Consider the following 25,941-nt stretch of genomic DNA (forward strand, 5'->3'; position numbering starts at 1 on the left):
GATACCGGCGCTTTTTATTATCCTAAAAACGAAAAAAGCATATGCCTGAGCCGGAACTTTAAACGTTCCAGAGCTTTATGGATCTGGTTATCCACTGTTTTTTTGCTGATGTTCAGTGTTTGGGCAATCTCCCTTGAGCTCATTCCTTCTTCCCGGCTGTATTGAAAGATGAGCTTGCATTTTTCCGGTAACTGGTCTATTTCCTTATATACAAGTTCCAGTATCCTCCTGTTATGTACGGCATCACTGATTTCGGGTACTAATTCAGGATGGTTGTCCATAGCAGCATCCATGGTATATTTCCGGGCGTAAGCCTTCTTCCTGATCTGGGTGAGCACCTGGTATTTGACTGCCGTTACCAGGTAGTTTTCGAACTGGCCTATTTCCACCTTCTTCCTGTTGTTCCACAAACTTAAGAATACATCATGTACCACGTCTTCTGCTGCCACTGCATCTTTCAGGTGCTTATTGGCAACAATGAATAATTTTTCCCAATACCGTTTGTATAAGTCGTTAAATGAATCTCTATCACCGTTGGCTAAAAAAGTAGGTGATTCTTCAGACGTGGACATAAATGTAATAACCTATTTAATCACGAATAGATATACTGATCTGGATTTTAAAGAGCTCTTCGCTATAGCACAAATATAGTATATTCCGGGAGCATTATGGCTCCATCATGCGTTTTTTGGTAATGCGGATTTGGGGGAGATAAATAAAATCCGGTATACTTACTTGTCCATTCCCGTTGTTGCATGTGAAACGCCGGTAGATAGGTGGTGCTCCCATACGCCTGGGTAAGTAACCATTTTTTACCTCTTATTTTTGGGGCAACAAACCGGCCCGCTACTTAAAAAGCACTTGCGCAAAGTTGAACAGGTTATTCCGCCATACCGGCCAGGTGTGGCCGCCTGGATATTCGCTATAGGTATGCTTTATATTCAGGTCATCCAATTTTGCCAGCATCAATTGACAATTCTTGTAGGCGATATCTTCCTTTCCTCCCATTGCAATCCACAACGTTTTCAAATTATTGTTAATCGTGGCGGTATTGGCTTTCATAAAATCGTACTGCGCATCCGCAATACCAGCCTGCCGCGACTGTATCCAGCCTGAACTGAATACACCCAGGGAAGAAAACAGATCCGTGTTTTTAATACCTGTATAGAGCGTATGGATGCCGCCCATCGACAATCCGGCTAATGCCCTTTTCTTTGCCGTCGCTTCCACACGATAATTTTTTTCTACCAGGGGAATAATTACCTCCTTCAGTTCCGATTCAAATGTCTTCAAGGCGGATTCGTCGAAAGCAGTGCCACCTACATTGGCATCAGGCATCACCACCAGCATAGGTTCGGCTTTCTTTGCGGCAATCAGGTTATCCAGGATCAGATCCGTTTTACCCTGCGTAGCCCACCCGGTTTGGTCTTCGCCACCACCATGCAAAATATAGAGCACGGGATATTTTCCGTTTGTATTTGCATCATAACCAGGGGGAACGTAGATATACAACTGCCGCCATGAACCGGTAACCTTTGAGAAATATTTTTTGATACGGATATCTCCATGCGGCACATCTCTTAACGCATAATAGTTACCGCCGGCAAACGGTATTTCAATACCGCTTGCCATTCTTCCCATGCCGTAAAAGGTTTCACTGGCGGGGTCCGCAACGGCTACTTCATCTATCAGCAGCGAATAGTAATGAAATCCTTCGCCGATGGAATCTGTTGTTACGGTCCATACACCACCGGTGTCTTTCACCATGTCATATTTGCGGCCCAGGTCAACCTGGACTCTCCGGGCTTCCGGCGCTTTGACGCGGAAAACAACGCGATGGTCTGCCATTACCTGTGGATACTTTGCATTGCGCACATTGGTTGCTGCAGGGGCGCCTACCACCGGGTACTTTGGGAAGGTGGTAGTATCCACCGGTTTAAAGATCAGCTGCGAAAACATAAACAGCCCGTTCTTCCACACTTTAAAGTCATGTACTCCCGGTTCAATGTAATAGATATGCGGCACATCGTTTTTTTTCAGGTAATCATGTGTACGCTTGCTGAAAGAAATTAATCCGTCGCTGGCGCCGCAGGAGATCCAGAGTAGTTTTATTTTCTGCCTGGCACTGGCAGGATCCGGTACCAGTTGCTCCGGTACTTTCGTGTTTGGAGCAGACGAAAAACCGCCGATCCATGCAAATGTATCGAGGTTACCCAGTCCGAAATTCAGTGACTGCCCTCCTCCCATCGACAACCCGGCGATGGCCCGGTGATCCCTGTCGGTATAAACAGGATACTTCTTTTGTATATAGGGAATAAGATCGTTCAATAAATCTTTTTCAAAAGTGGCAAACGCCTGCACCTTATCGGGAGCCATTATATTACCCGTAGCCCGGTCGTCTTTCATGGCCCTTCCGTTAGGCATAACAACGATCATAGGCTCAATTTTCCCTTCGGCATACAGGTTATCGAGTATTACCTGGGGCGTGCCGCCGTTCAGCCATTCTTTTTCGTCGCCGCCAATGCCATGCAACAGGTATAACACAGGGTATTTATGCTTCCTCGAAAATCCCGGCGGCAGGTATATCAGCGCTTTGCGCGGATTGCCTACGGTTACGGAGCTATAGCTGATGGTATCGATCCGGCCATGCGGTATAGCTGCATGCAGGGTATCAAAACCAGGCGGTGCATGCTCAATAATGCCTTGCGTAAAAGCAGTGAGGGTAAACAATAGCAGAATGACAAGATTAAATACTTTCTTTTTCATGTTGAATGATTTTTCCTGTTACAAATGCGCGTAGTGGGTTAAAGCACCTGTTAATAAAACAAAAATACAGGGACCCGCTTTTAACCGATGGCTTATTTGTTGAAATTGATAGTATAATTGTCTTATGGACAATAATTTCCATCATAGGAAACAATTAAAGGGTTAGTGCGGCGTACATCTTAAGCGGGCGGCGTCTCATAGGATCTGAAGCACGCTGCCCGTCAACTGGTATTTGATATCCGTAGTTTTCGACAGGTTATCCATAAATTCCGGCAGCCCTTCTTTTTTGGTAAGCACCCCACTCACCGTGATGTTTTCCGCACCCGGCGCAGTGAATTGTACCTTCACATCAAACAGGCGCCTGATCACCACTGCAATTTCTTTCAGGCTGGTATTCCTGAAGTAATATTTTCCTTCCATCCAGGCAAGCGTATTCCTTGCATTGAATTCATCCACCCTGAAACCATTGCCTTGTTGAGGATTGTAAATGGCTTCATATCCCGGCGACAACTGTACCCTTTGATTACCGGTTTTACTTTTCAGGGAAACCTTACCCGAAGAAAGCGAAAGTCGGGGGCTGTTGCTGCTGTAGGTGTTGATATTAAAAGCAGTACCAAGTACGTTAACAGAAAACTGCCCGGTATGTACAATAAAAGGCCGGTTAATATCTTTGCGGACAGAAAAATAGGCTTCACCGCTTACAAACACTTCACGTGTGCGGCCATTGAACGATACCGGGAACCTGATTTCAGACATCGCATTTAACCATATTTCTGTACTGTCCGGCAACGTAAGTTTATAGTCTTTCCCTGCCGGCACCTGCAACAGGTTCATCGCAGTAGGTGCGTCGGTACCTGCGGCCTCGTATTGCAGGCTTTTGGACGACACCCGCATCTGCGCAGAGCCGATATTGAGCAACGATGACTGTGTGGTATCGGAAAGCACAATGGTTTGTCCGTTGGCCATCTGCAGGATAACACTGTTGGCCGGCGCGGCGCTTTTTATAGCAGCAACCGGTTGCTGCGGCTGTTCCCTGGGAAAAAGAAAGTACAAAGCACTTACAAGCAGCAACAATATGCCGGCAGCAGCCCAATACAATACCTGCATATTGCGGGTATTATTTTTCTTAAACAGGTGTTTTCTTTCTTCCCACAACTGCGATTCATCCATTTGATCGAGGTATTGTTTTGCAGCAGGCTCATTGAGTTGCTGTTGCAAACAACTGAACGCATCTTTCAATGCCGGATCGGCTGCCATGAGCTGCTGCAGCGCATGGTCATCTTCCCCGGAAATACTCCCGGTCAGCTTTTCCAGCATTAATTGATCAATATGTTGTTTATCAGAGGTCATTGATAGTAAACTTAAGAAGATAGGTGAACGCTTGCAGTACATTTCATTCCGACACTGGTGGATGCAGTTTGGTGCGCAGTGTTTTAACGGCCATTTTAAGATGGGTTTTCAGTGAATTGATGCTGATGCCCATATTGTCGGCCACTTCATGATACTTCTTTTGTTGCATGTACACCAGGGTAAATGCCCGCTGACGTTGGGCCGGAAGCTCGCTCAGCAATTCATGCAACTGCCGGTGAAGCTGCTCCTGCGCGCTCCACCGGTCTTCCATATCCCTTTCTTTAAGCATATTCGACTCGTGCTGATAAGACCGGTCAACCGTTTCCGCATACTTCTCAATCTTCTTCAATGCCCTTTGCTTCACCTTATGATAATCATTCACCTGGTTACGGACTGCGGTGAGCAGGTAATTTTTGAGACAGCCCTTGATATTCCGGTACAATTTCTTTTCCCACATACCGCTTAACACCAGCTGCACAAGATCATCCGCCGCCACCGGATCGCTGGTGCCGACATAGGCTTTCGCCCACATTAACCGGTAATATTTCTTGAAAATAAACTCAAAAGCATCACCGGTATTTCCAGTTTGTAATAACGCCAGTATGACTTCATCTCCCGGATATTCAGGCATAAAAATACTTTTTAGGCTGGTTGATCAGATAACGCGGACAATATTCATTTGGGACATAGAAATTAAATATAAGTCGTTTGTCTGATAAAATGTTAGTTTGACAATTATTAATTTTTTTAAGCAAGCGGGATAAAGGTTTTTTCATTCACCCGTTTTTAAAATGTGTCGTCTTAGTATAGTGCACCACAAAAAGCAGGCACCCATCGTTACCACGTTACAGTCATTGTCAACCAAACAAGGAAAATGAAAAGAAGTATCCCGTTATTGAATACTGGCCGGCGTTTTTTTGCCGGGTCCAGGGTGTGTATCACCATTTTTTTGCTCTTTTTTTTACACTTAAATGCACGAAGTCAGCAAATTCCTGCCTCCACGGTAACTATCAAAGGAAGTAATATGACGCTGGAAGGCATTTTCCAGGTGATTGAAAAACAAACAGACCTTACCTTTTTTTACAGCGACGACCTGCTGAAAAACGAGGTAATCAGCGGCCCTATTGACTATACGAATGCCAAAGTGGCCACCGTGCTGAACGAAATACTGAGAGGCCGCAGTTTGTTGTATGAAGTGAAGAAAAACGTGGTGCTGATTAAACGGGGACCCAAACCCGCTGCCGACGATGCCAGTCCGGCCGAAAAAAAGAATCCCGGCGCTGCGCAGGACCGCCAGGTAGCAGGCCTGGTACTTGCCGAAGATACGCGGACGCCTTTGCCCATGGCGACAGTGATGCTGAAAGGAACCACCACCGGCGCTAAAACAGACCAGGACGGCCGTTTTAAACTAAAAATCACCGGTGATAACAGAATATTGGTGGTGCAATACGTAGGCTACGTACCGAGAGAGGTACCCGTTAAAAATATCGTGGGCGATTACGAGATATTACTCTCGCCGAAAGACAACACCATTAAAGATGTGGTGGTAGTAGCTTACGGCACCCAGAAGAAATCCAGTATGGTCAGTTCCATTACCGCCATTGACCCAAAAGAACTGAAAGGACCTACCGGGAACCTCACCACGATGCTCGCCGGCAGAATTCCGGGCGTCATTTCCTACCAGCGCAGTGGCGAACCCGGAGCCGACAATGCACAGTTCTTTGTAAGAGGCGTGGGTACCTTTGGTGCAGGAAAAGTGGACCCGCTTATTTTAATTGACAACATAGAATCCTCCTCCAGGGATCTTGCCCGGCTGCAACCAGATGATATCGCCGGCTTTTCTGTGTTGAAAGACGCGACGGCTTCCTCGCTGTACGGAGCCAGGGGCGCCAACGGCGTGATACTGGTTACTACGAAAACAGGGAACCTGGGAAAAATGCGTTTCAATTTCCGCATGGAAAATTCCACTTCTGCCAACACACAAAATTTTAAACTGTCCGATAATATTACCTATATGAAGCTCGCCAACGAGGCGGTGCTAACCAGGAACCCGTTGGGCGTATTGCCATACTCACAAAATAAGATCGATCATACCGCTGCAGGAGACGACCCGCTATTATATCCTAACAACAACTGGATTCAACAGCTGATCAAGGACCGCACCACCAACCAGCGCTTTAACATCAATGCCAGCGGGGGATCAGACAAGGCAAAGTACTACCTGGCCATGACCTATAATATTGATAACGGTATCCTCAAGGAAAACGCACTGAATAATTTCAACAATAACATCAAACTCCGATCCTATTCCATCTTATCAAACGTTACTTTAAATCTCACCAAAACAACAGAAGCACTGGTGAGCCTGAAAGGGCAGTTCGATGACTATAACGGTCCTATCGGCGGCGGCGCCGCTACCTTTAATAATGCCATCTGGAGCAACCCGGTGGCATTTCCGGCAGTATACCCATCGGACCTCATGCCCTATGCCAAACACCCCCTGTTTGGAAATGCCCTGGTACCGGGTGGCGGCGGGTTATATGTAAACCCTTATGCCCAATCGCTTTCCGGATTCCAGGCCACCAATACCAGCACACTGACAGCCCAGCTCAGTTTGCGCCAGGACCTCGCAGCCATTACCCCCGGCCTTTCCGCAAGGATGATGGCATATACCGGCCGGTACGCAAATTTTGCCGTTTCCCGCCAGTATAGCCCCTATTATTACCAGGCAGGGTCACTGGACGGAAAATTTACCGGCTTAAACCTGATCAACGATGGTAGCGTGGGAAGCGTTGGAACAACTCCCACCGAGTACCTCACCTATACACCAGGCGATAAAAATGTAAACACCACTACCTACGCCGAAGCAGCCGTAAACTATTCCAGGATCTTCGATAAGGTACACAACGTAGGAGGTATGGTGATTGGTACCATCCGCAATTACCTGACCGGCAATGCCTCCACCCTGCAGCTTTCTTTGCCGGCCCGCAACCAGGGCATATCCGGCAGGTTCACCTATGGCTACGACAACCGTTATCTCTTTGAATTTAACTTCGGATACAACGGCTCTGAAAGATTTGCCGCCAACCACCGGTTTGGATTTTTCCCTTCTGTGGGAGGAGGCTGGATCGTATCTAACGAAAAATTCTTTCAGCCGCTGGCGAATACCGTTAACCAGCTGAAGTTCCGGTTCACGTACGGACTGGTGGGTAACGACCAGATAGGCAGCGCCACCGACCGTTTCTTTTATCTCTCGGATGTTAATTTAAACGGCGCTTCAACAGGATACTTCGGTACCAACTTCACCTACAACCGGCCTACCGTAGCCATCAACCGTTACGAGAACCGCGATGTCACCTGGGAGTTGTCGAAACAAACCAATATCGGGATGGATCTCACCCTGTTCAAAGATTTCACTATTACAGTAGATGCTTATGAACAAAACCGTTCCAATATCCTCATGGTAAGAGGCACGGTGCCCAGTTCCATGGGATTACAGGCAAATATTTCATCCAATGCAGGAAAGGCATACAGCAGGGGAATAGACCTGGCAGCCGATTACCGTAAAACATTTAATAATTCCCTCTGGATACAGGCACGCGGTACCTTTACCTATGCTAAAAGTAAGTTGCTGGTAAATGAAGAACCACAGTACGCAGAAAATAACCGGAACCTGTCGAAAGTAGGCAACTCGCTTGGCCAGATCTATGGCCTGATTGCAGAAAAACTGTTTATTGACCAGGCGGAAGTAAATAACTCTCCCCTGCAATATGGCAGTATTATGGGCGGGGACATTAAATACCGGGATATTAACGGAGATGGAAAAATTACCGATGCCGACTATGTACCGATCGGCTATCCTACCACGCCGGAAATTATATACGGTTTCGGTTTCTCTGTTGGATACAAAAATTTTGATCTGAGCACTTTCTTCCAGGGTTCCGCCAGGTCGTCTTTCATCATTAACGCCGCCAATACCACTCCGTTCTATCTGAACGGCGGCTACCAGAATGGTTTGCTGCAAGTTATTGCCGACAGCCACTGGTCGGAAGATAACCGCAACTCCTATGCTTTCTGGCCGCGGTTAAGTAATACCGTCTCCGAAAATAATACGCAACCATCTACCTGGTGGTTAAGGGATGGCTCCTTTTTACGCATGAAATCAGCAGAGATCGGGTATAACCTTACCGGTCAGCTTTTGAAGAAACTACACCTGAGCAGTGGACGCGTTTATGCCAATGGCCTGAATTTATTCAGCATCAGCGCCTTTAAGCTATGGGACCCGGAGATGGGCGCATCAGGATTGGGATACCCTGTTCAAAAGGTATATAACGTTGGGGTAGTTGCAGGTTTCTAACATTCAAATAAAGCATTTAATCATATGAACGATAATAAGTTTAATAGCAACAGCCTGGTAAGCACACCCGCTTACAGTAACACCGGGCATCGTATTGCCGCTTCCATCATCTGCCTGCTCATTATGATCATTTCCGGAATGGCCTGTAAAAAACCTTTCCTGGATGTAGTGCCGGATAATGTAGCCACCATCGATAATGCTTTTACTTCCAAAACGGAAGCAGAAAAATATTTGTTCTCCTGTTATGCATACATTCCTGTAAACTACGATCCTACTTACAACGTAGGGCTTTCGGCCAGTGATGAGGTGTTTGTGCTGGATCCAACCAATGCTATCAGGTCGACCAATATATTAAGGCTGGATTATGGGGACCAGAATACATCAAATCCTATCGCCAACTACATGACCGGCGACAGGGATGGAGTGAGCTGCTACAAGGCTATCAGGGATTGTAATATTTTCCTGGAGAATGTAAGCGATGTAAGTAAAGTAGTAGATCTCGACATCGACACCAGGAACAGGTGGGTGGCGGAAGTCACCTTCCTGAAAGCCTACTATCATTTTCTTATGTTCAGGGCTTATGGTCCTATACCGCTGATAGACAAAAATTTACCCATCAGCGCTTCTCTTGAGCAGATGTTTGTTAAACGCCAGCCGGTAGATTCGGTAGTAGATTATATCGCCGGTTTGCTCGACGCCGCAGCAGTGAACCTGCCGGTAAGTATCGCCAATGTCTCTTCAGAATTAGGGCGTGTTACAAAGCCCGCCGCATTAAGCTTAAAGGCCAAATTGTTAGTAACTGCCGCCAGCCCGTTATTCAACGGCAACTCCGACTACGGGTCTTTTAAAAATAAAGACGGGGCACAACTTTTTAATACTGTTTTCAACGCCGCAAAATGGCAACGCGCGGCAGACGCCTGTAAAGAAGCAGTAGACCTCTGCACTGCACAAGGCATCCGCTTGTATACTTTCCCCACGCAAACGATACCGCTGAGCGACACCACTATGACGCAGATGAGCGTCCGCAATTCCATGAGCGAACCCTGGAACAGCGAACTGGTATGGGGTTCTACCAGCGGTGTTACCTGGGGTTGCACCTTCCTGCAACGCTGTGGTATAGGGCAGTTTGATTTTGTAAATGCAGTGGCTTCAAAAACGGCAGGGCATCCTTTACTGGGACCCACCATCAAGATGGCTAAAATGTTTTACACGCGAAACGGCGTTCCGATTGATGAAGATAAAACGCTTGACTTTTCAAATATCGCTGCACTGCGGGTAGGTTCACATGCCGAAAGATTTAACATCAAGGAAGGTGAAACTACTGCCCGTTTAAATTTCGACCGGGAACCAAGATATTATGCCGACCTGGGATTTGACAGAGGCATCTGGTACATGGCCAACAGCCCGTCGAAAAGCGATGAGAATACCTTCTGGCTGATGGCCCGTGGCAGTGAACTGAGCCAGTCATCGCCGGTGCCCATAGCAGGATTTTATATGAAGAAAGTAGTGAACTGGCATATGGACTGGAACACAGTTACCTACCCGTCTTACCCGTATCCCGAAATACGCCTGGCAGATCTGTACCTGCTCTACGCGGAAGCGCTGAATGAAGCACAGGGGCCTACCGCAGATGTATATGATTATGTTAACAGGATAAGGGCCAGGGCCGGCTTGCAAACCGTGCAAAGCTCATGGGCCAGTTACAGCCGGAACCCTTCCAAATACACTACCAAAGAAGGAATGCGCTCCATCATCCAACGGGAAAGAGCTATTGAACTTTGTTTTGAAGGACATCGTTACTGGGATCTGCTACGCTGGAAAACTGCTGCACAGGAACTCAGCGGCAATATCACCGGCTGGGTAGTAAGCGGTCAAACGGCAGAACTGTATTACCGCGAAATTTCTTTTCTCTCCAGGCATTTCGTAGCCCCCCGCGATTACCTGTGGCCGATAAAAGAAAGCGACCTGCTGGCGAATCCCAACCTGGTGCAAAATCCTAACTGGTAACCTGCACACCGTGCGGATGTATTAACATTAAATCATTAAGAAGTGAAAACAATAAAACCAGGTACAATCTTATATACAGCCTTTTTCCTGATGCTGATATCAGGTTGTAAAAGAGATGAGCTCAACAAAGCCATTATTACCAATACCAATCCTCCCGGCGTGGTAACTGGAATAACAGTAGCGAACACAAATGGTAAGTCAGTGATCACGTATTCCCTGCCGCCCGATGCAGATCTTTCCTATGTAAAAGCCGTGTATGAAACTTCTCCCGGTCATCCGGCAGAGGTGAAAGCTTCGCACTATGAAAATAACCTGACGGTGGATGGTTTCGGCGATACGCTGGCGCACACTATTAAACTGTATTGCGTAAACTCCAGCGAGGTATCCTCCCCGGCCGTAACTGTTACGGTGAATCCCCTGACACCTGCTATTAACCTGGCTTACAGATCCCTGGATATAGAGGCCACGTTCGGCGGATTCAATCTTACCTGTAATAATCCAACGCTGGAAAACTTAGCGATCATTCCCCTGGTGGATACGTCCGGTACCGGGAAATGGGTACAAACATCGGGAATGGACAATGTATACAGCAATGACCCGGTGATCAAAAGCGCAGTGAGGGAACAACCTGCCGTTAAAAGAAATTACGCCTTTGTGGTAAGAGACCGGTGGATGAATTTTTCAGATACCTTGTTTGTATCACTCACCCCATTTTTTGAACAACTGTTACCAAAATCAGATTGGAGCAACTACGTATTGCCAAAAGATGCAGAGATCCTGGATAACGGTGGCAGAACAGATGTACGGTACATCTTCGATGGCGACTTACACCCGGGATGGCCACGTTGCCTGTTTACCGTGGAACAGGCCGGCAGTCCGCAAACAGTAACGCTGGACCTTGGCAAGGCGCACATCTTCAGCCGTATGCAGGTAAATCCCTACAAAGAGGTTGGCGACAACTACTATGTAAGAGGCAATGTGAAAGACTTTGAAATATGGGCTTCCAACGCCCCCAGCCTGAGCGGCGACCTGGATGAAAGCTGGACCAAACTAACTACCTGTCATGTTATAAAACCATCCGGATCTCCTTATGCCACTGAAACCGCATCGGACCAAACACTGGCTTACAACGGCTGGCAGTTTGATTTTCCTGCAGGACAAACCCCTTACCGCTACATCAGGATAAGGAGCTTGTCGAACTGGCAGGGATCTTACTTTATCAATATCGCGGAGTTCACATTGTGGGGTAACTAGTTATGATCAATCAACGAAATTTAAAACAAATGAAACAGCATCAACTTACAGCTTCCTGTATCATTCTGGCACTGGTGTTAATTATAAGCGCCTGCTCTAAAATGGACGATTACAGGGATAAATATATGACCGGCGGAGCCATCACCTATCCCGGAAAAATGGACTCCGTAGTGGCGTTTTCCGGTAAAAGCAGGGTGATGATTACCGGTCTTTTTACCTCAGATCCCAAGATTGCCGGTTACAAAGTATTCTGGAACAGCCGCCAGGATTCTATTGAAGTAGCCGTTAAAAGAACCGCCGGTGTGGACACCGCAAAGGTAATTATCCCCAATTTGCCGGAAGGACTGATGAACTTCGAGATCCGGACTTACGATGCCGCCGGTCACGTTTCTATCCCGGTAAATACTGCCGCCAACGTATACGGACAGCTATACGAAAGCGCGCTCATTAACCGGGGTATCGCCAATGCGGAAATGCAGCCCGACGGCTCCGCCCTGATCAGCTGGGCAGATGTGAATGCAGATGCCGGCGTGGTGAACATGCGGATAAAGTATGAAGATAACGCCGGTAACCTGCACGATACCGTGATTGTGTCCGGCAGTACCGCCTTCACCACTTCGTTGCCCGCTTTTAAATCAGGCAATGCAATCAGTTACCAAACGGCATACCTGCCCAATACAACGGCGTTTGACACCTTTTATGTCGCCTTCCAGGACCATAGCGTAAAAGCCGATGTAACCGTCCAATACCTTCAGAATACCGGTCCTTTTGCAAGGGCCACCTACGACGGCGGCAGATGGGGCACCCTGGCTGCGCCCTGGATCACCAGCGCCAACGTAATGAACCACTCCGGTTTTGGTGGCTACGCAGCAGATGCCGGCGGTTGCCTGGTAATGGAATCCGGATGGAGCGGAACTGCTAATATCATCAATGGTAAAATTTATCAAACGGTTACTTTACCTGCCGGCAATTATATTTTCCTGGTGAACTACTACACAGAAGCGCTTGACCCGGTATACGTGGTAGCCGCCGCCGGCAATACGCTGCCGGACATCAGTGACCTCTCCACTACAGCAGGATACACCGCATTTACCACCACCAGGTTCGTGAACGGAACCGCACAGTGCCAGTTTACCCTCGCCCAGCCACAAACCGTTTCGTTAGGCTTTCTGGCCACTATGACTTCCGGCAACCAATACTGGCGCGTGCCTTCGGTTAAACTGATAAAAAACTGATCCTTTTTACCTATGCCTAAAAGCCTGTTCCGGTAACGGACAGGCTTTTTTTTAAGACTTACTACAGCGGCAATCCACGGCAGGGTTTGTCTTGACCTGATTCGTCCGTAAAAATTACCTGATAAGGATAGTTATATAAAGATTTTTGTAAATTAGGTTTATATACCTATTATTTGTAGCACATGAAAAGAGTAATTCACTCATACTTTACTTCATAACCCCAGGACATAACTTATTGATGCCCGGCCTGTTTTAAAACAAGTGTACAAAACAATACAAAATAATAACCTCTGAAATTAACACCATGAAAAGATTTCTATTTGCATTAGCAGCATTATTCCCCTTAGCGGCTTTCTCCCAGAACGCACCAACAGTAATAGAACCCGGAACAAAACAAATGGCTGCGCAGGCCCTGGTGGAAAAAGGATATACTACTCCTTCCGGATGGACTGTTAAACCGGGCGATGAACTTAAGATAGGAAAGGGATCCATGCCCAATAAAACATTTTCGTTCATTTATCAGTCGCCCGCAGGATTTGCAACAGAAACTTCCGGAGACAATTATAGCAATAAGCGATATGCGGGTACAAATATGGCCGGTAAATCAACAAAGGTAAAATCATTGATTGCTTATGGAAATAAGAAAACAGGGTACACCATTGTTGCAAGGGTTGGCTTTGGAGAGCTGGTTAACTATTGGATCGAAATAGATAATGCCGTTGACGGCGGAGAACTCATTCCACCTGCTGCATATGCCAAAAAAGAGCAGGGTGGTACTTCAACAGGAGGCTCTATTGCCGATGAATTAAAAAAGCTAAAAGAACTTTTAGATTCGGGCGCCCTTACCCAGGAAGAATATAACGCGCAAAAGAAAAAGCTACTGGCACAATAACAACATTGGCTAAATGTATATAAAAAAGCCTGTTCCTTACCGGAACAGGCTTTTTTCGCTATTGGCAATCTCCGCTACAGGCACCCTCCAAAATAGGATAAGCCATAAATAAGCCATAGAAGGGTTCACATATCGGCAATTGCGAATATATCCGGAACACATCCTTAACAATTCCCTAACCCACACTTAACTTCCGTCTAACAATCATTTCCCATCTTGCCGCTGTTACCCCCGCCAGGAAATGCTATCCAATTGAAAAACCCGACTACGTTGTTTGTTTTAGCCATTATTGATGCAGAAGGAAGGAAGAGCAAGCGCCTTCCTTTTTTTATTCCGGCCACCAAACCCCTATCTTTACGTAATTTTTTACTGAGATACTATGGGAACATCAATTACCTGTCCCAGTTGCAAGCACCAGTTTGTCATGGAGGATGCTTTTGCAGCGGATATAGAAAAAGAAATGCGGGGAAAAATGGAAGATGAATGGCGCCGCCGCCTGAAATCTCTCCAGGAGGAAAAAGATACACTTCTTTCTGAAAGGAATAAGATGGCACTCGAACGCCGGCAGATAGAAACGTTAAAGCAGCAGCAGGAAGAAGAAGTGACCCGCCGCGTACTTGCAGAAAAAAAACAGCTCCAGGAGGCCATGGAGCAGGAACTGCGTAAATCCATCACCGCCGATTTCGGCAGCCAGCTGGCAGCACTAAAGGAAGCCAACCAGGAACAGGAGGAAAAGCTCCGGGAAGCCCGCAAACAGGAGCTGGAATTCCTCCGCAAGGAGCAGGACCTGAAAACCAAAGAACAGGAGCTGGAAATTGATCTGCAGAAAAAATTACTGGAAGCCCGGTCGGAACTGGCCGACCAGATACGAAAAGAAGAATCTGAACGTAACTCCCTGAGAGATACAGAACACCAGATGCGCCTCCGTGAGCTGGAAAAGCAACTGGAAGACCAACGCAAACTGGCGGAAGAAATGAAACGCCGGGCAGAACAAGGCTCCACGCAACTGCAGGGGGAGGCACAGGAACTGGTACTGGAAGAAATGCTGCGTCTTCATTTCCCGTTTGATGAAATAACATCGGTGGGCAAAGGCATCCGCGGAGCAGATTGTATACAGCTGATCCGCAATCAATACGGACAGGAATGCGGGCGCATCATCTATGAAAGCAAACGCACGAAAGAATTTATCAAAGACTGGGTAGAAAAACTGAAAGCAGACATGCGCAGCCAGGGAGTGGATGTGGCCATCCTTGTTACCCAAACCATGCCGAAAGACATGGAACGGTTTGGCGAAAAAGAAGGCATCTGGATCTGCACCTTCGCAGAAGTGAAAGCGCTGGCTTATGTGCTGAGAGATGGTATCATCAAAATTTCGGGTAAGCTCCGCTCACAGGAAAACAAAGGGGATAAAATGCATATGCTCTACGAATACCTTACCGGTGGCGAATTTGCAGAACAATGGAAGGCTATCCGGGAAGGGTTTATGTCTATGAAATTATCCATCCAACGCGAGCGCGATGCCATGGAAAAACTCTGGAAAGCACGCGAAAAACAACTCGAAAAAGTATTGCTCAACGCAGCGCATATCAAAGGCTCTATTGAAGGCATTGCCGGCAGCGACTCGGTAGACCTGCAGCTACTTGAAGATGCAGCCGATGAACTTCCTGAATAAATACTAACCTATGCAACACAAAAAGATCAACACAATTATATTTGACCTTGGAGCTGTATTGATCGACTGGAATCCCCGTCATTTGTACCGTAAAATTTTTTCTTCAGAAGAAGAAATGGAAACCTTCCTCCGCGATGTATGCAGCTCCGACTGGAACGAAACACAGGACGAAGGCAGAACCCTCGCAGAAGGCACTGAGCTGTTGGTGAAAACCTTTCCGCACCATGAAGAAAACATCCGCGCCTATTACGGCAGATGGAGTGAAATGCTCGGCGGGGAAATTGAAGGCACAAAAAATATATTGCATCAACTGAAAGAAAGCGGACAATACAAATTATACGCGCTCACCAACTGGTCGGATGAAACTTTCCCCATTGCCTGGGCCATGTATCCGTCCCTCCACTGGTTCGACGGTATCGTAGTGTCTGGCAAAGAAAAAATGCGCAAACCCGACCACGCCTTCTTCCAGCTGCTGCTGGACCGCTATAACGCAGATGCATATACGTCATTGTTTATCGATGATAATTTACGTAATGTAAAAGCTGCGCGTGAGTTTGGTATAGATACCATCCTGTTCGAAAATCCCGAACAGTTAAAAACAGCATTAGAAAACAGATCTATATTAATTTAATCCACTACATTACTTATTGTATTTGTTAACCCCTCGTCCACTTTAAGATTTCATTAACACTCCACAGATAAACTTTCTGTAACAATCAACCATCTAATCCGTTCAAGAAGCATACACGGAAACCGGAATGTCAGGATACCAATCTGCTTGGTTCATGACCGTTAGCCTGTATATTTTATTTTTTTAAATTAATACGCTAGGACATGAAAAGAACTTTGTTTTTATTCAGTGCCGCTGCCGCATTGGTAGCGATGGTTTCATTCAGTAGCTGCCGTAAAGATCCCCTGAAAGATATGACTAATGAAGAGTCGAGGATCTACATCACTAACCACGACAGCACCGCTAATTTCACCTCTTATTCCACTTTTAGCATAGTAGATTCAGTGGCCGTGCTGACACGTAGCAGCGACTCAGCTAAAAAAGAGCTGACTGACTACGACAAAAAACTGATTGCCTCCGTAAGCACTGCTATGCAGCAACGGGGCTACACCCTTGTGAGCAAAGCCGCCAAACCTGATCTGGCTGTCAACCTCACACGTATCGACAACTCCTATACCAACATCTCCTGGAACCCGGGATGGTGGGGCGGCGGCGGCTACTGGGATCCTGGTTACTGGGGATATCCGGGTGGCGGCTGGTACTGGCCTTCCTATTACACGGTTTACCAGGTGAACGAAAGACAGGTAGCCATCGATGTGTTTGACCTCAAAAACCCCAAGAACAATAAGCTGACAGCTGTATGGAATTCATTATGGCGAGGCTCAGGCGTATGGAGTATCGGTAACATCGATTCAATGGTGCAGGCATCTTTTGCCCAATCACCTTACCTGAGTAAAACCGCTAATTAATGTTGATTGACAACTTTTAAACTGACAGGAAATGAAAAAGATAAGAAACTGGATATTGATTTTTGCCGGATGTTTTGCTGCCCAGGCAGTATCCGCACAGGTTCGTCCCCCTTTATCCGTAGATGTGAATTATTCCATTGCACAACCCCTTGGCTCATTAAAGGACTATTCCGATAAAACCAGCTTCCGTGGCTGGAGTGCAGGGCTCCAATATCAATTGAACAACCAGTGGTCCGTAGGATTACGTTCCGGGTTCCAGGACTTTTACGAACGGCTTCCGCGTGCAGTATATCCCGATAAACAAGGCGATGTATCTGCTGTTCAGTCACGCACATTGCAGGTAATCCCGATCCAGGCAACGGTGAGCTATGCGTTCACAAAACCTGCTGCAGCCGTTATTCCATATGCTACCGTAGGTGTAGGTACCGCTAATATGAATTATGAAAAATACTGGGGTGAATTTGTAGAGAAAGATAACAGCTGGCAATTCCTCGTGAGCCCGGAAATAGGCATCAATGTGCCTTTTGGCAAGGCTTCACCGTTGATGTTCAATGCCAATGTACGGTATAACTACGCGCCTTATAAGTATGGCGATATCACCAATTACAATACCGTTCAGGGAAATATTGGATTGAAGTTCTCATTGAACTAAATCCTTTTGAGTCCATATTCTAGGAAGAAAGTGTGCGTGTGAGTCCCGTTCGTGAACCAGCGAACGGGACATTTTTTTTCAGAACTCCATATACGCCTTAAAGCCTTTACTAAAGGCTTCCTTAATGGCGCCATCTGTGCCTTTATAAATATAAATAGCTTCCAGTCCATACTCCGGATGCTGTGCAATATAGGCGAGCCCCTTTTCCACACCCATCAGGATAAGCGGGTTATCAAAAGCATCGGCAGTAAAACAATCTTTTGCAATTACCGTTACGCTGATAATATTATTATGCAGCGCTATCCCTGTTCCCGGATGGATTGTATGCGCAAAACGTGTACGCCCCTGGTCAAAAAAGCGGCGGTAATTTCCGCTGGTAGCGATGCCTTTACCAGGAAGCCGTACCAGCCCCTGTACCGGCTCATAGGTAGTATCGCCGGGCGATGGCCTTTCTATCCCTATACTCCATACTTTATGCTGATGGTTATGCCCTTTTGCACACAACTCCCCTCCTACATCCACCAGGTAATTATCGATTCCCTGTTGCGATAAAAAATGTCCGATCACATCTACCGTATATCCCTGGGCAATACCATTGCAATCGATCTGCACGCCTTTCTTTGCGGCATACAGCTGGTTGCCTTTTACACGGAGATAACGGTAACCAATATACGACATAGCGGCCTTGATACTGTCCGGTGGCGGCACGCCTTTAAAAGAAGGTTTGGTAACGCCAAATCCCCAGAGGTATACCAGCGGCTTTACCGTAATATCAAAGAGGCCATTGGTGGCTTTACTCGTAAACAAGGCTTTCTGGATAACCGCTTTCATGTGCTCATCCATCGTGATATGGCCGGTTTCATTAAACCGGTTGATGGCTGATCCGGGTTTATACAGGGACAACGACTGATCGATTACTCCAAATAAAGAATCAATGCGTTTATCCATTGACGTAGTATCGGCCGATAAATATTTCACGAGATAATAAGTGCCCTGTGCTTTCCCTTCGCAGGTGATCAGCTTCAGGGCAGGCGCCTGCTGCGCCCGGGTGTTGGCAGACCACAGGAGAATGGCCAGGAAAAAAAATCGTTTCATGTACAGCTGTTGGCAGTGAGTATAAGCGGCTAAACGCTTATACCGCTATTTAAATGCGTCTAACCCGGTAACATCCATACCGGTAATGAGTAAATGTATTTCGTGTGTTCCTTCGTAAGTCATTACGCTTTCCAGGTTCATCATATGCCGCATTACCGGGAATTCGCCGGTAATACCCATTCCACCGAGGATACTGCGGGCGTTGCGGGCAATATTGGCAGCCACTTCACAGGAATTGCGCTTGGCCATTGAAATCTGGGCAGCCGTGGCTTTCCCCTCATTTTTTAATACGCCGAGCCGCCAGTTGAGCAACTGCGCTTTAGTGATTTCAGTGATCATCTCCGCCAGTTTTTTCTGCGTAAGCTGAAATCCACCAATAGGACGATCAAACTGGATCCGTTCTTTCGCGTATCTGAGGGCCGTATCGTAGCAATCCATCGCCGCGCCGATCACTCCCCAGGCAATACCATAACGCGCAGAAGAAAGGCAGGTTAACGGGCCTTTTAGCCCGCGGGCTTCCGGCAGAATATTTTCTTTAGGTACTTTTACATTATCAAACACCAGTTCCCCTGTAGCGCTGGCCCGCAAACTCCACTTCCCTTTTGTTTCCGGCGTGGTAAATCCTTCCATCCCTCTTTCCACAATGATACCGCGGATCACACCACCTTCATCCTTTGCCCACACTACGGCGATATCTGCAAATGGCGCATTGGAGATCCACATTTTTGCGCCGTTCAGGATCACATGATCTCCTGCTTCCCGGAAGTTGGTAAGCATTCCTGCAGGGTTGGAACCGTGGTCGGGCTCAGTAAGGCCAAAACAGCCCATCATTTCTCCCGTAGCCAGTTTTGGCAGGTATTTCTTTTTCTGTGCTTCGCTGCCAAAAGTATAGATAGGGAACATCACCAGCGAACCCTGTACCGAAGCAGTAGACCGTATGCCGCTGTCGCCCCGCTCCAGTTCCTGCATCATCAGTCCATAAGCAATATGATCCATTCCGCCACCTCCGTATTCCACCGGGATGGTAGGGCCGAAGCAACCCAGTTCTCCGAGTCCTGCTAAAATCTGTGATGGAAAAGCAGCGCGCTGGCAGTAGTCTTCAATAATGGGGGATACTTCTTTCTTTACCCATTGGCGTACGGCGTCGCGGATCAAAAGGTGTTCTTCTTTCAGCAAATCATCAATGGCAAAATAATCAGGCGACTGAAACAGATCTTGTTGCATTAACTACGGGTTTAATACCCAATATAAGAAATTACCTGTTAGGAACCACGTCCACGGGGAGATTTCAGCCATGGAACCTATATTTTTTTCCTGCAAAATACCTGCACAACAATCACGTTTTTTCATGACAAGTTTGTACCTTTCCATCAAATTCGACAACTATGGCAAGCAAAGTTATACCTGCGCTTTTGCTATTGGGATTTTTAGTCATTGTGATGTTATCATTTCACCCCACACCATTACAATCTGTTGCACTAAGCAAAGTGCTCCCCCCAAAAGTCAAATCAGGCGCACCACCTGAATTAAAAAGGTATTGGATGGTTCTGCTAAAGAAAGGTCCCGTCCGGAACCAGGATACTGCCCTTGCGGCAAAAATCCAACAGGCTCACATGGACAATATCAATAAAATGGCAACTGCCGGCAAATTGCTGGTAGCGGGTCCTTTTGAAAATGATGAAGAACTGCGTGGTATTTTAATTATGGATTGTAAAGACAGCCTGGAGGTAGTGTCGCTGGTGAACAAGGATGCTGCTGTAATAGCGGGCCGGCTGAATTTCGAGGTAAAGCCGTGGTGGACCGTAAAGAACTGTATTTTCAAGTAAAAGATCAGGGAGATGCCGGTACCTGGCGCCTGCTGCAAACCGCAGCTGCCAGGTACCGGTATTAAAAAGTTATTTACACGGTAGCTACAATCTTGTTGAGATACCCGGCCATTTCCACCTGGTATTGTTTTGCTATGCGACGGGCGTCTGTAGCAAAATCGTCTCCATTACCTGCATAAATGATAGCGCGACTGGCGTTTACCAGCAGTCCGCAATCCTTATTCATGGCTTGTGTGGAAATTTCCTCGAGGCTTCCGCCCTGAGCGCCCACACCTGGTACCAAGAAGAAATGGTCAGGTACCAGTTTACGGATATATCCCAGCTGTGAAGACTGGGTAGCCCCGATCACGAACATAAGGTTGTCCGGAGTGCCCCATTCCATGCCGGCTTTCAGCACTTTTTCAAAAAGGAACTCATCTCCGATCTGTTGCATCTGGAAATCCTGGCTGCCTTCATTGGAGGTTAATCCCAGCAGGATCGCCCATTTTTCAGAGAACTGGAGAAAAGGCGTTACACTGTCTTTACCCATGTAAGGCGCAACAGTCACTGAATCGAACTTATAGGTTTCGAAAAATGTTTTGGCGTACTGGGTGGAAGTATTGCCGATATCACCACGTTTGGCGTCTGCAATAGTAAATATCCCGTCCGGGATATACTCAATGGTCCGTTGTAAACTTTCCCAGCCGCGCATGCCCATACTTTCGTAAAAGGCCGTATTAATTTTATACGCCACACAAAGATCTTTGGTAGCGTCAATAATCGCCTTGTTAAAGGCAAACACCGGATCTGCATGAGAAAGCAGGTGTTTTGGAATCTTTTGAATGTCCGTATCCAGTCCTACACACAGGTAAGACTGCTTTTCCTTAATCAGATTCACCAATTCCTGTCGATTCATAGTCGGTTAATTTGGGGCGCAAAGTTAAGAAAAACTTAAGCATTGACGCTTCTTTAAACATATTATGATTACCTGTAATTGAAAAACAACGCTATTTATTCACTGTGGTAGTTGTGGTTTACCGACAATGTTGGATATTTTTTTAACGCGGAAGATTAAAATAAAGATATTCCTTTTTGGGATTACGACCATCAACAAAAATAAAATGTTTCCGTCTATTTTTGGGTTGACCGGCGGGCTTCCATTTCTGCAGCCACACGTAATGAATTTTCATCGCCCAATGCCCGCAGATGAGCGATTACGCTGAAATAATCCGCATCTTTTTTATTCTGGCTGAGCTTATAATTGGCATTTACCTCGCGGATGCTCATTTCAAATCCCACAATAGCTTTTACATTGTTGCTGAGTGTTTTATCATCAATATCGCTGATATGCACCGGGCAGGCAGATGCCGCCTCGTAGTGATCCACCAGCGCGCCCAGCGCCTGTACTACTTCTGCTTCTTCCTGGATACGGATGGTACCGTGAATATGCACGGCCATGTAATTCCAGGTAGGTATCTTTTCCTTTTCATACCACGAGGAAGAAATATACGCATGATGTCCTGAAAACACCGCCAGCGTTTCATTTTTCTCAAACCATTCCCACTGGGGATTGATCCGTGCGATATGTCCGTGTAAAACAAATTCTCCCGGTGTTTTTTCCACCAGGGTCATGGGAATATGCGTAGCATGCGGGGTTCCGGCATTATCTGTATTGATCAGCAATCCAAAACCATTCTCCCTGATAAAATTGGCAATAGCATCCCAGTTGGTTTCCCGGGTGAGTTTTGGTGTATACATACGGAGTTGTTAGAGAAAAAAATTACGGATCACAGATATTCCTATCTGTAATCCGTAACGGATGATTCTTTTATACAATAATTTCTACAATCCTGGTGGGAGCAACATTGGCGTTGCGCATAGCGATGCTGCGTGCAGCTGCACCGGCAACATCCAGGAAAGCCTTGCGGGTTATTTTATCGTCGCCGGCCATAGCGGGCACACCGGCATCACCGCCTTCGCGGATGCTTTGTACCAGCGGAATCTGGCCAAGGAACGGAATATCCATTTCTTCTGCCAGTTGTTTTCCACCTTCTTTTCCAAAAATGTAATATTTATTTTCCGGCAGTTCAGCAGGGGTGAAATAGGCCATATTTTCCACTAATCCGAGAATTGGCACATTAATCTGCTGTCCCATGAACATGGAAATGCCTTTTTTGGCATCTGCCAGGGCTACATCCTGCGGCGTGGTTACAATCACAGCGCCGGTAACAGGCACCGTTTGTACCAGGGTGAGGTGAATATCACCGGTGCCGGGCGGCATATCGATAATGAGGTAATCCAGTTCATCCCAGTATACATCCGTAATAAATTGCTTCAAAGCACTGCTGGCCATAGGTCCGCGCCATACCACCGCCTGTCTTTCATCTATCAGCAAACCGATGGACATCACCTTGATACCAAACTTTTCAATCGGCTGGATCATGCCTTTGCCATCTACATTCACCATCAGGGGCCTTTCGCCGCGTAATCCGAACATAATGGGAACGGAAGGACCATAAATATCCGCATCCATCAGCCCTACTTTGGCGCCATCACGGCCCAAAGCCAGCGCCAGGTTGGCTGCCACAGTGGATTTACCCACTCCTCCCTTTCCGGAGGCCACCACAATGATATTTTTTACATTAGACAGGACACCCTGCCCGTTTGCTCTTTTGGTATTTACATTGGCCGTCATGACAACTTCCACTTCCGCATCCTTGCTTACCAGCATGTGAATAGCGTTCACACAGGCATTGCGGATGAGGTCCTTCAACGGACAGGCCGGCGTGGTAAGAATGACCGTAAATTTCACTTTATTGCCATCAATCTCTATATCTTTTACCATGTTCAGCGTAACGAGATCCTTGCCCAGATCCGGCTCTTCTACGTTGCTCAGGGCCTTTAAAACCTGCTCTTTCGTGATCATAAATTGTTGTTAATTTTGAATCCAGACAGCAAAGTTAACCCAATTGGGATTTAATTTACAATTTCTCTGAGCAGGTGATCAACTGCATGGAAACACGTAATTAAATTTTTATATCTTAGGGCCGGCATGCATCAGAAAAGATCCTACATACTGTCACTCATAATTGTTTTCGTTTTATCTCCTTTCCTTTTGAAAGCTCAGATCGCGGAATTCAGAGACAGCGTTATACAAATTTCGGGTATTACCATGACGGCAGACAGCCTGCGGGCCATCCCCGCGGTGAGCATCCTGGTAAAGGGGCAAAACAGGGGAACTATCTCCAACAGATCCGGTATATTCTCTATCGTTGTATTCAAAGGCGATACCCTGTCGTTCAGTGCAGTGGGTTTCAAGCATAAAAATTACCGCATACCTCCGGATATCAAAGGCAATAGCTTTTCCCTGATACAGCTGATGGTGGAAGATACCACCTATCTCCCTGTAACTATTATCAAACCTTATCTTTCCAGGGAAGAATTTGAAAGGGCCTTTGCCAATATGGACATTCCCGATGATGCCTATGAGGTAGCACGAAAAAATACCAGTAATGCCAGGCTTCGCGCCATGGCCCGTTATACACCTATGGACGGCACGGAAGGCACCAGTCAATACCTCAAAAAACAGGCACAGAGCCTTTATTATGCCGGTCAGCCACCTCCGCAAAATATCTTTAATCCACTGGCATGGGCCCAGTTTATCCAGGCCTGGAAACAGGGCGACTTTAAAAGGAAAGACGATAGTTATGGCAGTTACTAACTGTAACGCGTAATACCTTAAATTAGCGCCTTATTCAATTCCGACAAATCACTACACCATGCAAAAAATTGCGGTTATCGGCGCTGGTACTATGGGAAATGGTATTGCGCATGTATTTGCCCAACACGGCTACGCCGTAAACCTGATAGATGTTTCGGCCCCCGCACTGGATAAGGCGCTGCAAACCATTACCAAAAACCTGGACCGCCAGGTGGCAAAAGGCACTATTACCGAAGCCGTAAAAACGGATACCCTCCGTAATATTTCCCTGCAAACCGACCTGGCAACCGGCGTAAAAGAAGTATCCCTGGTAGTGGAAGCCGCCACAGAAAATATTGCACTTAAACTGAAAATCTTCCAGGACCTCGACCTCCATGCTCCTGCTGACGCCATTCTCGCTACCAACACCTCTTCTATCTCTATTACAAAAATTGCGGCAGTTACCAAACGCCCGGCAAAAGTAATAGGCATGCACTTCATGAATCCCGTACCGGTGATGAAACTGGTAGAAATCATCAATGGCTATGCAACTGATAAAGAAGTAACCAACACGATCGTGGCACTTTCCGAAAAACTGGAAAAAGTTCCCTGCGTAGTAAATGATTATCCCGGCTTTATCGCCAACCGCATCCTGATGCCCATGATCAACGAAGCTATCTGCTCCCTCTTTGAAGGTGTAGCCGGTGTAGCGGAAATTGATACGGTCATGAAACTGGGCATGGCGCATCCGATGGGACCACTGCAGCTGGCCGACTTCATCGGGCTGGATGTTTGCCTCTCTATCCTGCAGGTGCTGCATGACGGCTTTGGCAATCCTAAATATGCACCCTGCCCGCTGCTGGTGAACATGGTGACAGCGGGTTATCTTGGTGTTAAAAGCGGTGAAGGATTTTATAAATATACGCCCGGTAGTAAAGACCTTGTTGTAAGCGGGCGGTTTTAATAAGAAGGCCTTTAGCGATTGACTTTGTCAATTGCTAAAGGCCTTGTATAATGAGATTATATAAAAGGTCGAAATTTGTCAGCTATCATACTACATGCTACAGAGAATAAATGTAACATAACTCCCAAATGCTGTCTTTAGTAGCCTTCAGTCCAAATTTATCAAAGAATGCTTTCATCTCACCTTCCAGATTTGAAAACTCTTTTTCAATCACTGCTTCACATTTCGTTTTGCTCTTCAGCACTTTTACATCATTGTTTGTTACGGCTAAAATCTTCCTGAAAAAAGGTAACAGGTAAGCGGTATATACCTCATGTCTTCTGTTATTGACAGACGGATCTGCCAACTCTTTTTTTGAGGTAGCCAATAATGACGTTAAAGCTCCTTCTTCAATCAGGCGGATGATCTTCTTTTCACAATTCCGGAAAAAATTCTCATCAAGGACTTGGGTGTAGCCAATATCCACCTTAATGTGAGCCGAAAGGCTACTAAGCCCATCATCAGGCCTGTCAATAGGTCCAACCCATAAAGTGGTTTGCAGGGAACCATCCTCCTTATACACCCTGGCGATGACATAACAATAGAAAATATCTTCGATATGTTTACTCAATGCCACCAAATGGGAATACCATAATTTCTTCGGCTGTTTAAAATCAAATTGCTTAATCAGATCTTCAAATTCATTGACTACGCTAAAAAACTCAGACATACTA

General features: G+C 46.6%; 22 protein-coding genes. 12 read left to right on the top strand and 10 right to left on the bottom strand.

The genetic code is table 11. From position 1 onward, the window contains the following. Positions 1 to 17: 17 nt before the first annotated feature. From ACLHR0_RS13125 to ACLHR0_RS13140, 4 genes are all read right to left on the bottom strand, one after another. Positions 18 to 572, bottom strand: a complete 555-nt coding sequence (locus ACLHR0_RS13125) for an RNA polymerase sigma factor (RefSeq protein WP_436487156.1) — start codon at positions 570 to 572, stop codon at positions 18 to 20. Positions 573 to 846: 274 nt separating this feature from the next. After that, positions 847 to 2,766 (bottom strand): alpha/beta hydrolase-fold protein, encoded by a 1,920-nt coding sequence (locus ACLHR0_RS13130; RefSeq protein WP_436487158.1) that lies wholly within the window; start codon positions 2,764 to 2,766, stop codon positions 847 to 849. 195 nt (positions 2,767 to 2,961) lie between these two features. Beyond that, complete coding sequence (locus tag ACLHR0_RS13135; protein ID WP_436487160.1) at positions 2,962 to 4,116, bottom strand: FecR domain-containing protein; 1,155 nt, start codon at positions 4,114 to 4,116, stop codon at positions 2,962 to 2,964. Positions 4,117 to 4,159: 43 nt separating this feature from the next. Beyond that, positions 4,160 to 4,747, bottom strand: a complete 588-nt coding sequence (locus ACLHR0_RS13140) for a sigma-70 family RNA polymerase sigma factor (protein ID WP_436487162.1) — start codon at positions 4,745 to 4,747, stop codon at positions 4,160 to 4,162. Between the two features lie 243 nt (positions 4,748 to 4,990). On the opposite strand from ACLHR0_RS13140, the gene ACLHR0_RS13145 reads away from it, so the two are divergent. The 9 genes from ACLHR0_RS13145 (at position 4,991) to ACLHR0_RS13185 (ending at position 17,664) form a co-directional block, all read left to right on the top strand. Further along, a complete protein-coding gene (locus tag ACLHR0_RS13145; RefSeq protein WP_436487164.1) occupies positions 4,991 to 8,473 on the top strand; it encodes a SusC/RagA family TonB-linked outer membrane protein in 3,483 nt (1,160 codons plus the stop codon). Positions 8,474 to 8,497: 24 nt separating this feature from the next. After that, positions 8,498 to 10,480, top strand: a complete 1,983-nt coding sequence (locus ACLHR0_RS13150) for a RagB/SusD family nutrient uptake outer membrane protein (protein ID WP_436487166.1) — start codon at positions 8,498 to 8,500, stop codon at positions 10,478 to 10,480. A gap of 42 nt (positions 10,481 to 10,522) precedes the next feature. Beyond that, on the top strand, positions 10,523 to 11,734 hold the full coding sequence (locus ACLHR0_RS13155) for a DUF5000 domain-containing lipoprotein (protein WP_436487169.1): 1,212 nt from the start codon (positions 10,523 to 10,525) through the stop codon (positions 11,732 to 11,734). A gap of 29 nt (positions 11,735 to 11,763) precedes the next feature. Beyond that, complete coding sequence (locus tag ACLHR0_RS13160; protein ID WP_436487171.1) at positions 11,764 to 12,969, top strand: DUF4998 domain-containing protein; 1,206 nt, start codon at positions 11,764 to 11,766, stop codon at positions 12,967 to 12,969. A 304-nt stretch (positions 12,970 to 13,273) separates the two neighbouring features. Continuing rightward, positions 13,274 to 13,861: an SHOCT domain-containing protein gene (locus tag ACLHR0_RS13165; protein WP_436487173.1), complete on the top strand. Its 588-nt coding sequence runs from the start codon at positions 13,274 to 13,276 to the stop codon at positions 13,859 to 13,861. Between the two features lie 379 nt (positions 13,862 to 14,240). Then, positions 14,241 to 15,533, top strand: a complete 1,293-nt coding sequence (locus ACLHR0_RS13170; protein WP_429050799.1) for a DUF2130 domain-containing protein — start codon at positions 14,241 to 14,243, stop codon at positions 15,531 to 15,533. 10 nt (positions 15,534 to 15,543) lie between these two features. Next, positions 15,544 to 16,164: an HAD family hydrolase gene (locus ACLHR0_RS13175; RefSeq protein WP_370908374.1), complete on the top strand. Its 621-nt coding sequence runs from the start codon at positions 15,544 to 15,546 to the stop codon at positions 16,162 to 16,164. 203 nt (positions 16,165 to 16,367) lie between these two features. Then, the gene (locus tag ACLHR0_RS13180) at positions 16,368 to 17,012 is read left to right on the top strand and encodes a DUF4136 domain-containing protein (RefSeq protein ID WP_429050800.1); all 645 of its coding nucleotides are present in this window, start codon (positions 16,368 to 16,370) and stop codon (positions 17,010 to 17,012) included. A 31-nt stretch (positions 17,013 to 17,043) separates the two neighbouring features. Beyond that, entirely contained in the window at positions 17,044 to 17,664 is a 621-nt protein-coding gene (locus ACLHR0_RS13185) for an outer membrane beta-barrel protein (RefSeq protein ID WP_436487176.1), read from the top strand. A 78-nt stretch (positions 17,665 to 17,742) separates the two neighbouring features. Here ACLHR0_RS13185 and ACLHR0_RS13190 read toward each other — a convergent pair whose 3' ends face one another. Both ACLHR0_RS13190 and ACLHR0_RS13195 read right to left on the bottom strand, forming a co-directional pair. Further along, the gene (locus ACLHR0_RS13190; RefSeq protein WP_436487178.1) at positions 17,743 to 18,759 is read right to left on the bottom strand and encodes an FAD:protein FMN transferase; all 1,017 of its coding nucleotides are present in this window, start codon (positions 18,757 to 18,759) and stop codon (positions 17,743 to 17,745) included. A gap of 45 nt (positions 18,760 to 18,804) precedes the next feature. Continuing rightward, positions 18,805 to 19,983, bottom strand: a complete 1,179-nt coding sequence (locus ACLHR0_RS13195; protein ID WP_370908378.1) for an acyl-CoA dehydrogenase family protein — start codon at positions 19,981 to 19,983, stop codon at positions 18,805 to 18,807. A gap of 317 nt (positions 19,984 to 20,300) precedes the next feature. On the opposite strand from ACLHR0_RS13195, the gene ACLHR0_RS13200 reads away from it, so the two are divergent. After that, a complete protein-coding gene (locus ACLHR0_RS13200) occupies positions 20,301 to 20,585 on the top strand; it encodes a YciI family protein (RefSeq protein ID WP_370908379.1) in 285 nt (94 codons plus the stop codon). Positions 20,586 to 20,658: 73 nt separating this feature from the next. Here ACLHR0_RS13200 and pyrF read toward each other — a convergent pair whose 3' ends face one another. The 3 genes from pyrF to ACLHR0_RS13215 form a co-directional block, all read right to left on the bottom strand. Continuing rightward, positions 20,659 to 21,480 carry an orotidine-5'-phosphate decarboxylase gene (pyrF, locus tag ACLHR0_RS13205; protein ID WP_429050804.1) on the bottom strand — a complete coding sequence of 274 codons (822 nt, stop codon included), beginning with the start codon at positions 21,478 to 21,480 and terminating at the stop codon, positions 20,659 to 20,661. Positions 21,481 to 21,695: 215 nt separating this feature from the next. Continuing rightward, a complete protein-coding gene (locus ACLHR0_RS13210) occupies positions 21,696 to 22,322 on the bottom strand; it encodes an FMN-binding negative transcriptional regulator (protein ID WP_436487181.1) in 627 nt (208 codons plus the stop codon). Between the two features lie 70 nt (positions 22,323 to 22,392). Then, positions 22,393 to 23,490: an Mrp/NBP35 family ATP-binding protein gene (locus ACLHR0_RS13215; RefSeq protein ID WP_370908382.1), complete on the bottom strand. Its 1,098-nt coding sequence runs from the start codon at positions 23,488 to 23,490 to the stop codon at positions 22,393 to 22,395. Between the two features lie 189 nt (positions 23,491 to 23,679). Here ACLHR0_RS13215 and ACLHR0_RS13220 point away from each other — a divergent pair, with 189 nt between their 5' ends. Next, positions 23,680 to 24,285, top strand: a complete 606-nt coding sequence (locus ACLHR0_RS13220; protein ID WP_370908383.1) for a carboxypeptidase-like regulatory domain-containing protein — start codon at positions 23,680 to 23,682, stop codon at positions 24,283 to 24,285. A 58-nt stretch (positions 24,286 to 24,343) separates the two neighbouring features. Further along, a complete protein-coding gene (locus tag ACLHR0_RS13225; RefSeq protein WP_436487184.1) occupies positions 24,344 to 25,228 on the top strand; it encodes a 3-hydroxyacyl-CoA dehydrogenase family protein in 885 nt (294 codons plus the stop codon). A gap of 97 nt (positions 25,229 to 25,325) precedes the next feature. On the opposite strand, the gene ACLHR0_RS13230 is transcribed toward ACLHR0_RS13225, so the two are convergent. Then, complete coding sequence (locus ACLHR0_RS13230; protein WP_429050808.1) at positions 25,326 to 25,937, bottom strand: Imm25 family immunity protein; 612 nt, start codon at positions 25,935 to 25,937, stop codon at positions 25,326 to 25,328. Positions 25,938 to 25,941 lie beyond the last annotated feature (4 nt).

Source organism: Chitinophaga sp. ARDCPP14, assembly GCF_051362515.1.
In the GTDB taxonomy this organism is placed as follows: domain Bacteria; phylum Bacteroidota; class Bacteroidia; order Chitinophagales; family Chitinophagaceae; genus Chitinophaga.